The organism is Pseudomonas sp. S2_H01 (genome assembly GCF_054668305.1).
The window spans coordinates 4,624,052-4,636,144 of record NZ_CP162756.1; the positions used below are offsets into that span (position 1 = coordinate 4,624,052).

The 12,093-nt window shown below is 61.0% G+C and carries 11 protein-coding genes; 8 read left to right on the top strand and 3 right to left on the bottom strand.

Annotated elements, in window-relative coordinates:
• Positions 1-159: 159 nt before the first annotated feature.
• Positions 160-1,161: a D-xylose ABC transporter substrate-binding protein gene (gene xylF / locus AB4N84_RS20735; RefSeq protein WP_460042926.1), complete on the bottom strand. Its 1,002-nt coding sequence runs from the start codon at positions 1,159-1,161 to the stop codon at positions 160-162.
• Positions 1,162-1,473: 312 nt separating this feature from the next.
• Positions 1,474-2,790 carry a xylose isomerase gene (gene xylA, locus AB4N84_RS20740; protein WP_460042928.1) on the bottom strand — a complete coding sequence of 439 codons (1,317 nt, stop codon included), beginning with the start codon at positions 2,788-2,790 and terminating at the stop codon, positions 1,474-1,476.
• A gap of 170 nt (positions 2,791-2,960) precedes the next feature.
• Here xylA and AB4N84_RS20745 point away from each other — a divergent pair, with 170 nt between their 5' ends.
• From AB4N84_RS20745 to AB4N84_RS20755, 3 genes are all read left to right on the top strand, one after another.
• Positions 2,961-4,139 (top strand): XylR family transcriptional regulator, encoded by a 1,179-nt coding sequence (locus tag AB4N84_RS20745; RefSeq protein WP_074749434.1) that lies wholly within the window; start codon positions 2,961-2,963, stop codon positions 4,137-4,139.
• A gap of 68 nt (positions 4,140-4,207) precedes the next feature.
• A complete protein-coding gene (locus AB4N84_RS20750; protein WP_460042930.1) occupies positions 4,208-5,134 on the top strand; it encodes a Gfo/Idh/MocA family protein in 927 nt (308 codons plus the stop codon).
• Between the two features lie 75 nt (positions 5,135-5,209).
• Positions 5,210-5,494 (top strand): hypothetical protein, encoded by a 285-nt coding sequence (locus tag AB4N84_RS20755; RefSeq protein WP_460042931.1) that lies wholly within the window; start codon positions 5,210-5,212, stop codon positions 5,492-5,494.
• Positions 5,495-5,624: 130 nt separating this feature from the next.
• On the opposite strand, the gene AB4N84_RS20760 is transcribed toward AB4N84_RS20755, so the two are convergent.
• Positions 5,625-7,370 (bottom strand): OPT family oligopeptide transporter, encoded by a 1,746-nt coding sequence (locus AB4N84_RS20760; RefSeq protein ID WP_460042933.1) that lies wholly within the window; start codon positions 7,368-7,370, stop codon positions 5,625-5,627.
• Positions 7,371-7,593: 223 nt separating this feature from the next.
• Here AB4N84_RS20760 and AB4N84_RS20765 point away from each other — a divergent pair, with 223 nt between their 5' ends.
• The 5 genes from AB4N84_RS20765 to AB4N84_RS20785 all read left to right on the top strand — a co-directional run bounded on the left by AB4N84_RS20765 (position 7,594) and on the right by AB4N84_RS20785 (position 11,840).
• Positions 7,594-8,478, top strand: a complete 885-nt coding sequence (locus tag AB4N84_RS20765) for an amidohydrolase family protein (RefSeq protein ID WP_460042934.1) — start codon at positions 7,594-7,596, stop codon at positions 8,476-8,478.
• Entirely contained in the window at positions 8,478-8,816 is a 339-nt protein-coding gene (gene rhaM / locus AB4N84_RS20770) for an L-rhamnose mutarotase (RefSeq protein ID WP_460042936.1), read from the top strand. The genes AB4N84_RS20765 and rhaM overlap by 1 nt, the downstream gene beginning before the upstream one ends.
• Before the next feature lie 63 nt (positions 8,817-8,879).
• Positions 8,880-9,938, top strand: coding sequence for an L-rhamnose/proton symporter RhaT (gene rhaT, locus AB4N84_RS20775; protein WP_074749439.1), 1,059 nt, complete (start codon positions 8,880-8,882; stop codon positions 9,936-9,938).
• A 42-nt stretch (positions 9,939-9,980) separates the two neighbouring features.
• Positions 9,981-10,751 carry an SDR family NAD(P)-dependent oxidoreductase gene (locus AB4N84_RS20780; protein ID WP_074749440.1) on the top strand — a complete coding sequence of 257 codons (771 nt, stop codon included), beginning with the start codon at positions 9,981-9,983 and terminating at the stop codon, positions 10,749-10,751.
• Positions 10,752-11,261: 510 nt separating this feature from the next.
• A complete protein-coding gene (locus AB4N84_RS20785) occupies positions 11,262-11,840 on the top strand; it encodes an NUDIX domain-containing protein (RefSeq protein WP_460042938.1) in 579 nt (192 codons plus the stop codon).
• The last annotated feature ends 253 nt before the right edge of the window (positions 11,841-12,093 follow it).

Here is a 12,093-nt window from a genome sequence, read left to right on the forward strand (position 1 = left end):
CGGCGGCGAAGCCGTCGTAAATTCAGCAGACGCGTTGTGGCAGGCAAACCACAGTGTCAGGTTTTACGACGGGTTCCCCGCCGATCGCGGGACAAGCCACGCTCCTACAGGTGTCGGTGCAGGGCTCACACTGCAGCTATGGCACCCTGCGAGGGGCGATCACTTCCCGGCGATCTGATCCTTGGTGTAAAACCCGTCCTTCTCCAGCAGTTCGATGTTGTCCTTGGTCAACGGCGTCGGGGTCAGGAGGATGGTGTCGACCTTTTTCGTGCCGTTGTCGTATTGAGAGCTGAACGCCGGTTTCTCGTTGCGCGCCAGTTGCACCGAGAGCTTGGCGGCTTCTGAGGCGATCAGCTTCAGCGGTTTGTAGACGGTCATGGTCTGGGTGCCGTCGATCACGCGTTTGACCGCCGCAAGGTCGGCGTCCTGACCGGAGATCGGCACCTTGCCCGCCAGTTTCTGCGCGGCCAGGGCCTGGATCGCGCCACCGGCCGTGGCGTCGTTGGAGGCGACGATGCCGTCGATCTTATTGCTGTTCTTGGTCAGGGCGTTTTCAACGATGCTCAGGGCTTCGGTCGGGTTCCATTCCTTGACCCACTGCTGGCCGACAATCTTGATGTCGCCCTTGTCGATGGCCGGCTGCAGCACTTTCATCTGGCCTTCGCGCAGCACTTTGGCGTTGTTGTCGGTCGGGGCGCCGCCGAGCAGGAAATAGTTGCCCTTCGGCTGCGCCTTCAACACGCCGGCGGCCTGCATTTCGCCGACTTTTTCGTTATCGAACGAGATGTAGGCGTCGATGTCGGCGTTCAGGATCAGGCGGTCATAGGACACCACCTTGATCCCGGCTTTCTTGGCCTCGGCCACTGCGTTGGTCAGCACGGTGGCGTTGAACGGCACGATGACGATCACGTCGACGCCGCGAGAAATCAGGTTTTCGATCTGGGAGATCTGCTTCTGTTCGTTGGCATCGGCCGATTGAACGAAGACTTTGGCGTCCATCTTCTCGGCTGCCGCAACGAAGTAGTCACGGTCGCGCGACCAGCGTTCCAGTCGCAGGTCGTCGATGGAGAAACCGATTTTCGGATGGGCCGCGTCGGCCATCACCGGCAGACTGAGCAGGGCCAGGGCGCTGGCGAGCAAGGTGCGTTTCAGGTTTTTCATTGTGGTGCGTCCTTTTATTGTTGTTTGGGGGCACTTCCTGAGCGTGTACGTGTTACCGGGTAAAACTGTAGTGAGTTGTCGGAGCCCGCGAGCAACGAATTGTCGCGAGATTGTAACCGCCACCTTTTGAACCACTGTGCGGGTCTTTTTGCAGGAGCCGGCGTGCTGCGGTCGGCTCCTACCGGTCATGCGGCCGCCTCTGACGAAGGCGGTGTGTCAGTCAATCGCAAGGGTGAGTGACGCACCACATTCGCCAGCAAGCCGGCTCCTACAACATCAATGCAAGACCTGGGAGCCGGTACCAGACACTGCTCAGCGGTAGATGAATCTGTTCACCACGCCTTCGAGCATCTCCTGACGGCCACTGACCGCCTGTGGGTTGAGTTCATGGTCGAACGCATGTTGCGCCAGCGCTTCCAGGCTGAACTCCCCGGACAGGACGGCGCGGCCAAACGGTTGATCCCAACCGGCGTAGCGGGTGTTCTTGAACTGCTGAAGCTGATCGTTTTCGATCATGGCCGCCGCGCGCTCAAGGGCCAGGGCAAGCACATCCATCGCTGCGACGTGGCCGTAGAACAGGTCGACTTCATCAAGGCTCTGACGGCGCACCTTGGAGTCGAAGTTGAAGCCACCGTTCTTGAACCCGCCTGCTTTAAGGATCTCGTAGGTCGCCAGGGTCATCTCTTCAACACTGTTAGGGAACTGGTCAGTGTCCCAGCCGTTCTGCGGGTCGCCCCGGTTGGCGTCGATGCTGCCGAATATGCCCAGCGAGGCCGCCGTGGCGATTTCGTGATGGAAACTGTGGCCCGCGAGGGTCGCGTGGTTTGCCTCGATGTTGACCTTGATCTCCTTCTCCAGGCCGTACTGCTGCAAAAAGCCGAACACGGTGGCGCTGTCGTAATCGTATTGGTGTTTGGTCGGTTCCTGCGGCTTGGGCTCGATCAGCAGGTCGCCCTTGAAGCCGATCGCGTGCTTGTGCTCGACCACCATGCGCATGAAGCGCCCCAGTTGCTCGCGTTCGCGCTTAAGGTCGGTATTGAGCAGCGTCTCGTAACCTTCACGACCGCCCCACAGCACGTAGTTCGAGCCTTTCAAGCGCTGCGTGGCGTTCATGGCGCTGAACACCTGAGTGGCGGCATAGGCGAAGACTTCCGGGTCCGGGTTGCTCGCAGCGCCCGCCGCAAAGCGCGGGTTGCTGAAGCAGTTGGCGGTGCCCCACAGCAACTGGATGCCACTGCTTTCCTGATGACGTTCAAGCTCGTCGACCATGTGCGCGAAGTTGTGGCGGTATTCCTTCAGGCTGGCTCCTTCAGGCGCCACGTCGGTGTCATGGAAGCTGTAGTAATCGATGCCCAGTTTGGAGAAGAACTCGAACGCGGCTTCGGCCTTGAAGCGTGCGAGCTCCATGGCATCGCCCGGTTTGATCCAGGGACGCTTGAAGGTGCCGACGCCGAACATGTCGGCGCCTGGCCAGACGAAGGTGTGCCAGTAGCAGGCCGCCATGCGCAGGTGCTCGCGCATCGGCTTGCCAAGGATGATCTTGTCGGCGTTGTAATGGCGGAAGGCGAGGGGAGAATCGCTGTCGGGACCTTCGTAGCAAATCCTGTCGATCTCGGGGAAGCAGGGCATCGGTCGTTTCCTTGTTGTTCTGGTTGATCGGCGACTGTCCCGATACTAACAACGGGCCTGACCTTCAAAATTATGAAAATCACCAACTCGGTGTTCGATTTTGAGTATTGAGATTCGCCTCGCGCAGGCCTAGTCTGTGCCGACCTGTTTCACCGGCTCGGGGAAAAACAATGAAAACCGTCCCGCCCGTTCACCGTATTGCCCTGCTGTTCAACGGCGGCAAGATCTACGATCGCGGCATCATCACCGGCATCGGCAATTACCTGAGCAGCACGCGCGCGTCCTGGGATCTGTTCCTTGAGGAGGATTTTCTCTGCCGTTTGAAAGGCATCGAGCGCTGGCAAGGCGACGGGATCATTGCCGACTTTGACGATCCGCTGATTGGCGAGGCGCTGGCCGGAAGCAAGCTGCCTGTGGTCGCGGTCGGCGGCTCGTACGAAGACGAGCGCGCCTACCCGAAGCACATTCCCTATGTGGCCACCGACAATTTCGCGCTCATCAAGCTGGCGTACGAGCACCTGATCGAGGCCGGGCTGACGCGTTTTGCCTGCTTCAGCCTGCCGGAAGCCCAGAGCAATCGCTGGGCGCAGGAGCGGGAAAAGGCCTTCCGCCGCCTGCTGCAACGAGACGGTTTGCGCGGCGAGGTCTATCGAGGCCTGAGCACCAGCGCGCCGCTTTGGGACAGCGCCGTGGAACAGCAAATCGCCTGGTTGCAGAGTCTGCCCAAACCCATCGGCATCATTGCCGTGAGCGACGCACGTGCCCGTCAGTTGCTGCAGGCCTGTCTGACGGCGGGCATCGCCGTGCCGGAGCAGGTGGCGCTGATCGGCATCGACAACGATCCGCTGACCCGCACCTTGACCCGCGTGCCGCTGAGCTCGGTGATTCAGGGCACCCAAAGCATGGGCCGCACGGCTGCAGCCTTGCTGCACCAGATGCTGCACGGCATGCCCTCCACGACAAGTCAGATTCTGGTGCCGCCGGAAGCCATCAACGTGCAGGCCTCGAGCCTGCACCAGCCGTTGGGCAACCCTTACGTCATGCAGGCGCTGCACTTCATTCGACAGTACGCGTGCCAGGGCATCAAGACCGCGCAGGTCGCGGGGTATGTCGGGATCTCGCGCTCTTCGCTGGAATCGCATTTCCGCAAGGCGCGCGGTTGCAGCGTGCATGACGAAATCCTTCGCTTCAAGTTGGCGGCGGCGGCTTCGCGGCTGGAAAAAACCGATTCGGCCATCGCTGACATCGCGCAGCATTGCGGCTTCAAATCCGCGCAGTACCTGCATACCGTGTTTCGCCGAGAGTTCGGCTGCACCCCGCGCGAGTATCAACAGGACGTCGCGCATTGAATTGCTTTTGAGGCACGGCCTGCCGGGCGTGCCTGACCATAACAACGACAACATCATGGGAGTCATCGATGCATCCGATTCGTTTAGGGCTGGTGGGTTACGGCAAGATCGCGCAAGACCAGCACGTGCCGGCGATCCGCGCCAACCCGCAGTTCGAGCTGGTGGCCGTCGCCACCTTGGGTCCACATTGCCCCGGCGTCGACAATTTCAGCTCGCTCGCCGATCTGCTCGCGCACGGTCCGCAGGTGGATGCGATTGCGTTCTGCACACCGCCGCAAGGCCGTTTCGCACTGGTTCAACAGGCCCTCGACGCCGGCAAGCATGTGCTGGTGGAAAAGCCACCGTGCTCGACCCTCGGTGAAGCGATGTCGCTGATCGATGAGGTGAAACAGGCGGGTGTCAGTGGGTTGTTCGCCTGGCATTCGCGTTTCGCGCCGGGTGTGGCGAACGCCAAAGCATGGCTTAAGGGCAGAACCCTGACCCAGGTGCGCGTCGAATGGAAAGAGCAGGTGCGCAAATGGCACCCCGGTCAAGCGTGGATCTGGCAGGCAGGCGGTCTGGGTGTGTTCGACCCGGGCATCAACGCGCTGTCCATCGTCACCGATCTGCTTCCGGGTTCGCTGTTCGTCACGTCTGCCGCGTTGAGCGTGCCGGACAACTGCCAGTCCCCGATTGCTGCGAACCTGAGCATTCGAAGCCAGGCCCAGGTGGAGGTGCTGGCCGAGTTCGATTTCGACCACAGCGACAACGAACTGTGGCGCATCGAGCTGCACAGCGATGAAGGCATGATGCGTCTGGATTCCGGCGGCGCTCAGGTCAGCATCGATGGCGTGCCGCAGGGCGTCTCAGAGGAGGGCGAATACCCGGCGATGTACCGGCATTTCGCGCAATTGATCGCCGACAAGCAGAGCGACCTCGACCTGCAGCCGCTGCGCATTGTGGCGGACAGTTTTTTTGTCGGCAGCAAGGAGACGGTGGCCGCGTTTCACGAGTAAGGCGTTGCGCTGACGCAGCACACACCCTGTAGGCGCGAGCTGGCTCGAGAAGGTGGTGGTTCAGAACCATCGGTGATGAATGACACACCGCCTTCGTTCTCGAGCTGGCTCAATGCAGCGTGGGACAAAAAGACAGTCAGCGGAATGAATCAAGCGCAGATTCGGGCGTTAACGCCGGATCAGAACTGGCCAACGCCCGACAAGGCGATACAGAACGAAACGATCAGCATCAGCAGAATGGACATGTTGATGGACATTGGGGAAATCCTTGTTCGGGTAGTCAATGTCGGCATGATCCCAATCCGCGATGGGAAAATGAACGGCGTTCTCGAGTATGTTGGCTATCGACACAATCAATAGTCCGACGCTTTGAACCTGTGGCGGCAGCTGTGCTAAGCGAAACGCTACAGCCGCATGACCTCATGGCTTCCTGGCGCGGGTGTCAACGACCACTGCGTTGCAGCCAGTCCTGCGTGTTGTGTGTGACCCGTTACAAACCCTTGAACATTTCCCAGAACGACGCCCCGACGCCGGTGATGCTCTCGCCCGCAATCAACCCTGCCGCTGCGGTGATCGCGAAGCGCTCGGTCACACTGGGCCAGCGGCGGCTGACGATCCAGGTAAGTACGGCGCCCAGTCCCATCATCATTGACGTGGAGGCGGGCAGCACGAATGCCAGCCCGAGCGCGGCGGTGCTGGGCAACCACCGCGCGAGACGTCGCGGCAACAGGCTGTCCAGCGCCCCCAGCAGCACGCCAAAAAACGCGCCGACGAAAATCGCCCAGCGAATCTGTGGTGACAGCGATTCCAGGCCGTGGGTCAACGTTTCGGCGACGGCCTTCCAGGTGGCGACGGCAGGCGCGGGCCATTCTTCGGTGAGCAGCATGTGCTGCGGGTCCGGAATCAGTGCCAGGTACACCGCGACCCCGACCACGCTGCCGATGAAGATCCCGATGCATTGGGCGATCACCTGTTTTTTCGGCGTTGCACCAATGGCCAGCCCGACCTTGAAATCGTTCATCAGGTCGGTGGATTGACCGGCCGCGCCGCCAGCGGTGTTGGCGCTCATCAGATTGATCGGCACTTGGCCGGGTGCAATGAGGCCGAAGGTCAGTTGCGAGAGCTTGCCGATGGCGCCAATCGGCGCGATCCCGGTGGCGCCGACGACGCGGGCGGCGACCACGGCCAGACAGATCGCCAGCGGAATGCTCAGCAGCGCCATCCACAGATCGATGCCGAACAACGCCGCCTGCAAACCCACGACCAGGGCGATGGACAGCACCAAGCCGACGGCAGGTCCCGGCGAAAAAGGCGCGCGGGCGCGGGGTGTGCTGTTGGCCGTTGCCTTTTTGGGCGTTTGAAACAGGCGGACGCCCAGGACGGTCAACGTCGAACACACCATCAGGCTCACGCCCGGCCACAGTAACCATTCCACCAGTTTGGCGAACTGCGGACCCTGGGCATCGGGCGCAAGCATCACCCAGCCCTGATCGATCAACCAGGGTGCGAGGCCGCCCCACGCCAGCAGCGCACCCAGCAGCAGGGTCAACCCGACACGAATGCCGATAATGCCGCCAAAACCGACCAGCAACAGTGACGGGTCCACCGTGAAGGTCAGGCGTTCCAGTTGCGCGGTGGGCGCCCAGCGCGGGATTGCCCAGACAAAACCGTCGACCCATTTGACGGCTGCGGACATCAGCGCGGCGCTGAACAGCACCTTGATCCTCACCACCGCTTCCTCTCCGTGGTGGTAGATGTGCTGCAGGGTTTCCAGCGTCGCCATGCCCTCCGGAAACTTCAGACCATGATCGTTAAGCAGGCTGGGGCGCAAATACCAGGCGATCCAGATGCCGAGAAAACTCACCGAAAACACCCAGGCCATCATGGGTATCGGGTCGAGTTGCTGGCCGGTCAGCAGCGTATAGGCCGGAATGGGCGCGACCAGTCCTCCGGAGATAATCGATGCAGCCGCCGAGGCCACGGTCTGGTTGATGTTGCTCTCATGCAAGGTCCACGCAGGTTGATGCGTGTTGCGTCGGGCCAGGCTCTGCCAAACGCCGAATCCCACCAGCAGCGCGATGATCGACATGTTGAACGACCAGCCGATTTTCAGTCCGGCGTACACATTCGACGGCGTCAACAGGATGCCCAGCACGGCGCCGGTCAGCACCGCGCGCAGGCTGAGTTCGCGTTCGATACGGACAGTGGACAACGGCGTGTCGGCGTAACGGCCCATGGCAAATCCTGTGCAGGAAGGGAAAGCAAGTCCTGAACAAATGAGCCCTGTCGGCCCGGAAGGTTCAGCGCGAGCAAGGCGTTTACGTGACAGTGGGCCTCAAGCACTGATCAGGAGGCCGATACCTTGCGGGTATCACTGCTAACCCAAATTCGATTAGTCATGCATCGCAGCCCGTCCTACAGTCCATCGCCAATAACAACAAATTTGAATGGAATCGGGCATGACTGCCGTTGACCGATACACCGGCCCCATCATTGACAGCCACATCCATCTTTTCGACGCCTCCCGCGATGAGGGCATTCCCTGGCCCGAGCCCGGCCACCCTTTGCATGGGGTCGCGCTTGCGGCGGACTATTGGGCCCTCGCCGAAAAACACCGTATCACCGGCGCCATTGTGGTCGAAGCCAGTCACTGGCGACTCGACAATTTCTGGTTGCTCGAAAGGGTGCGACAGAGCCCGCACCTGCTGGGCTTTATCGGCAATCTTTCGCCCTTCGACGCAGCGTTTCACGATGACCTGAGCCGTCTGGAGCGCGAGCCGCTGTTCCTCGGTCTGCGTTACGGCAACCTGTGGCAGCGCGATGTGCTCGACGACCAGACCCGGCCCGGTTTCATCGAGGCGATGCAGCGTCTGGCAGCGACCGGTCGAACGCTGGACAGTGCGAACCCGGACCCGCGTTTGATCAAAGGGCTGATCAGGCTGAGCGACGCCGTGCCAACGCTGCGGATCGTCGTCGATCACCTGCCGAGTGCTGCGGTGCCAGCCGGGCAATGGGCTGATTTTAAGCGTGACGTGATGACGCTGGCCGAGCGGCCCAATGTTTTCGCGAAGCTTGCGGAAATTCCCCAACAGGGGAACGAGGGGCTGGTAACCGATCCTGCGTTCTATCGCGATCGGCTGGCGTATTTGTGGGACGCCTTCGGCGAAGACCGCTGTTTCTTCGGCAGCGACTGGCCTAACAGCAATTCCGTTGCCGACTTCGACAGCACCGTGAATCTGGTCAGGCACTGCATGGCCGACAAGCCGTTGGCGGTCCAGGAGAAGTTCTTCCTGCACAACGTCGCCCATGCCTACTCATTGCCTGTCCTGCAGGGAGCCCGCTGATGCCTGTCCGCGCCTTTCGCATGAACCTCAATCCCGGCCAGGCGGAGGAGTACCGCAAGCGTCACGACGAGATATGGCCAGATCTGGTCGACGCATTGCGCGACGCGGGTGTGTCGGATTACCGGATCTTTCTCGACCCCGACACGCTGGCCTTGTTCGCCGTGCTCACCCACGACGATGAGCATCGTCTGGATCAATTGCCAGCGCTGGACGTCATGCAGCGCTGGTGGCGGCACATGCAATCGATCATGGCCAGCCACCCTGATGCTTCGCCGGTCAGTGTTGAGCTGCTGCCGATGTTCACGCTGCAGGCCCGCCCCGGCGTTGAGCGAGGCTGAGCAAGCCGTGCTCCAGGTGGGCCCGGGTTCTCCAAAAAATCTAAAAACAAAAGGACATGAGACGTGGAAATCATTCTGCTGGGCGTGCTGCTGCATTTCATCGGAGGTTCGGCCTCGGGCAGTTTTTATATTCCTTACAAGAAGGTTCAAGGCTGGGCCTGGGAAAGCTACTGGATCACCGGCGGGCTGGCGTCCTGGCTGATCGTGCCGCTGATTGCCGCGCAACTGACAGTGCCGGGGTACGTCGACATCCTGCGTCAGGCCGACGGCGCCACCCTGTTCTGGACGTACCTGTTCGGCGTGTTGTGGGGCATTGGCGGGCTGACCTTCGGCCTGACCATGCGCTACCTCGGCTTGTCGCTCGGGATGTCATTGGTCATGGGGCTGACGTCGGCGCTGGGCGCCTTGATGCCTGCGCTGTATCGCGACCTGTTTACCGACGCCAAAGCGGGCACGTTGAGTGAGATGATCACCAGCGCCAGCGGAAACTGGGTGCTGTGGGGCGTTGCTGTGTCGCTGGTGGGGATTGCGCTGTGTGGGCGTGCGGGGGTGTTGAAAGAGCGAGACGTGTCCGAGGAAACCAAGTTCGCCAGCATCAGCGAATTCTCGTTGAGCAAAGGTGCGCTGGTGGCGGTGATTTCCGGTGTCCTGAGCGCGTGTTTCAGTTACGGCATCACGGCGGGCCGGCCGCTGGCGGAAGCGGCGGTTCAGCACGGCGCCAACAGCCTGTTTCAAAACAATGTGACCTTCATGGTGATCATGTGGGGTGGGCTGACCACCAACGCGATCTGGTGCCTGTGGCTCAACCGACGCAACCGCAGCTTCGGTGATTACACCAACACGCAGACGCCGCTGCTGCGCAATTACCTCCTGGTGGCCAGCGCCGGAACCCTGTGGTTTCTGCAGTTCTTTTTCTACGGCATGGGCGAGAGCCGCCTGCACAACGACGCCAGTTCGTGGGTGCTGCACATGTCGTTCATCATCATCGTGTCGAATTGCTGGGGCCTTTATTTCCGCGAATGGCAGGGCACGACAGCCGCGAACAAAGGCGTGCTGGTGTCGGGTATTGCGGTGATTCTGGGGGCGATCGGCATGGTCGGTTATGGCAATTATCTGAGCTGAATCCGGGTCAGGTTTACCCGTTCATTGTTTGAGGAGTTTTCTATGTTACTGGCAGGCAAAACCGTGATCATCACCGGCGCATCCCGTGGCATCGGACGCGCTGCGGCAAAGGAATGCGCAAGGCAGGGCGCTCGCGTGGTGATAGGTCACAGCGGCAGCGAGCAGGGCACCGAGGCTGCACGCAGCCTGATCGAAGAGATTGCTGCGTTCGACGGACAGGCCATCGAAGTGGGCAGCGACGCCGCCGATCCGGACACAGGGGACAGGCTGGTCGCCGGCGCTGTCAATGCGTTCGGCAGTGTCGACGTGTTCGTCAACAACGCCGGGATCTGTCCGTTTCATTCGTTTCTCGACATGCCCCGCGAGGTCTACCTGAAGACCGTCAACACCAACCTCAACGGCGCTTATTTCGCGGTGCAGGCAGCGGCGAACCAGATGAAGAATCAAGGCAAGGGCGGGGCGATCATCGCCGTCAGCTCGATCAGTGCCTTGGTGGGCGGCGGCATGCAGACCCACTACACCCCGACCAAGGCAGGGCTGCATTCGTTGATGCAATCCTGCGCCATCGCATTGGGCCCGTATGGCATTCGCTGCAATTCGGTGCTGCCCGGCACCATCGCCACCGACATCAACAAAGACGACCTGGCCGATGAAGAGAAACTGGCCTACATGACCTCGCGCACGCCTTTGGGCCGTTTGGGCGAACCGGACGACGTTGCCGGCCCGATCGTGTTTCTGGCCTCAGACATGGCGAAGTACGTGACCGGTGCGTCGCTGCTGGTGGATGGCGGTTTGTTTGTGAATTTGCAGTAGCGGAGGCCCGGCGGTTAATTCTGGCTGGAGGCCGTGGGCAGCGGAGCTAGCTCGCGATTTGGCGCGCAGCGGCAGTGAATCCTGCAAACGCGATCAGCCTGGCACACCGCGCCGGATGATTGCAGGACCGCTGCGCGCTCCATCGCGTCCGTCGTAACCTCCGAATGCTCCCACGCCCTCCGGGCAGAAGCGGGATTGCGGTGCTGGCGCGCAGCGGCAGCAGATTCAGACACCGCGGTTTGTCTGACCTGTCGCATCACACGCTCGCCCGCGAAGGCCGGTGCTACGCCCTGCAGGCAGAAGCGGGATTGCGGTGCGACCTCGGGCTCTTGATTCTGGCCGCAGGCCGTAGGAGCGTCGCTTGCCCGCGATCTGGCGCGCAGCGGCAGCAGAATCAGGCACCGCGGTGTGTCTGATCTGCCGCATCGCAAGCTCGCCCGCGAGGGCCGGGGCTGATAGGGTATTCCCGATTTCGCACTGCACCGATGCTCCCCGCACTTAAGGACCTCCATGCCCTCCACACCGATCCGCATCACCGACGAACAGACCCTCTCGGACAACTGGTATGTGCTGAAGAAATACAGCTTCGAGCTGCAGCGCCGCGATGGCAGTTGGCAGTCGCAGACCCGTGAGGTGTATGACCGTGGCAACGGGGCGACCATCCTGCTTTACAACCTGGAGCGCCGTACTGTCGTGCTCACCCGTCAGTTTCGGATGCCGGCATTCGTCAATGGCCACAGCGGTTACCTGATCGAGGCCGCTGCCGGTTTGCTCGACAACGCGAGCCCGGAAGAGCGCATCCGAATGGAGGCCGAGGAAGAGACCGGGTACGTGGTCCGGTCGGTGAAGAAAATCTTCGACGCGTTCATGAGCCCCGGTTCGGTCACCGAGCGCATTCACTTTTTCGTGGGTGAGTATCAACCTGCCGACCGCATCAGCGATGGCGGTGGCCTGGAGGAAGAGGGCGAGGACATCGAGGTGCTTGAATTGAGTTTCGAAACGGCGATCGCCATGGTCGAAAGCGGAGAAATCGCCGACGGAAAAACCATCATGCTGCTGCAATATCTGGAGCTGCGTTTGATGCGATGAAAGCTGCCCTGAACGGATAAGCATGGGTCTGTCAAATCGGGCCCATCTTGCGAAGCACGTCACAGTAGGCGTTGCCAGCTATCAGCCCCGGCTTATTTTTTTGACCGGAAAAAAGCGCTCCCACATTCCTAAACGCCACCTCGTCGAAACACGTTGTCGCTCCATCTAATGTTTGTAAATCAGCGGGTTACAGCACGTTAGCCATCAATTAGCCGCCATCTGGTTGCCCTCCGAAAGACCCCGCCCTTATACG

Excerpts from the sequence above, each read along its gene's own strand:
- xylF (WP_460042926.1), bottom strand. The coding sequence starts at position 1,161 with ATGAAAAACCTGAAACGCACCTTGCTCGCCAGCGCCCTGGCCCTGCTC.
- xylA (WP_460042928.1), bottom strand. The coding sequence starts at position 2,790 with ATGCCCTGCTTCCCCGAGATCGACAGGATTTGCTACGAAGGTCCCGAC.
- AB4N84_RS20745 (WP_074749434.1), top strand. The coding sequence starts at position 2,961 with ATGAAAACCGTCCCGCCCGTTCACCGTATTGCCCTGCTGTTCAACGGC.
- AB4N84_RS20750 (WP_460042930.1), top strand. The coding sequence starts at position 4,208 with ATGCATCCGATTCGTTTAGGGCTGGTGGGTTACGGCAAGATCGCGCAA.
- AB4N84_RS20755 (WP_460042931.1), top strand. The coding sequence starts at position 5,210 with ATGAATGACACACCGCCTTCGTTCTCGAGCTGGCTCAATGCAGCGTGG.
- AB4N84_RS20760 (WP_460042933.1), bottom strand. The coding sequence starts at position 7,370 with ATGGGCCGTTACGCCGACACGCCGTTGTCCACTGTCCGTATCGAACGC.
- AB4N84_RS20765 (WP_460042934.1), top strand. The coding sequence starts at position 7,594 with ATGACTGCCGTTGACCGATACACCGGCCCCATCATTGACAGCCACATC.
- rhaM (WP_460042936.1), top strand. The coding sequence starts at position 8,478 with ATGCCTGTCCGCGCCTTTCGCATGAACCTCAATCCCGGCCAGGCGGAG.
- AB4N84_RS20780 (WP_074749440.1), top strand. The coding sequence starts at position 9,981 with ATGTTACTGGCAGGCAAAACCGTGATCATCACCGGCGCATCCCGTGGC.
- AB4N84_RS20785 (WP_460042938.1), top strand. The coding sequence starts at position 11,262 with ATGCCCTCCACACCGATCCGCATCACCGACGAACAGACCCTCTCGGAC.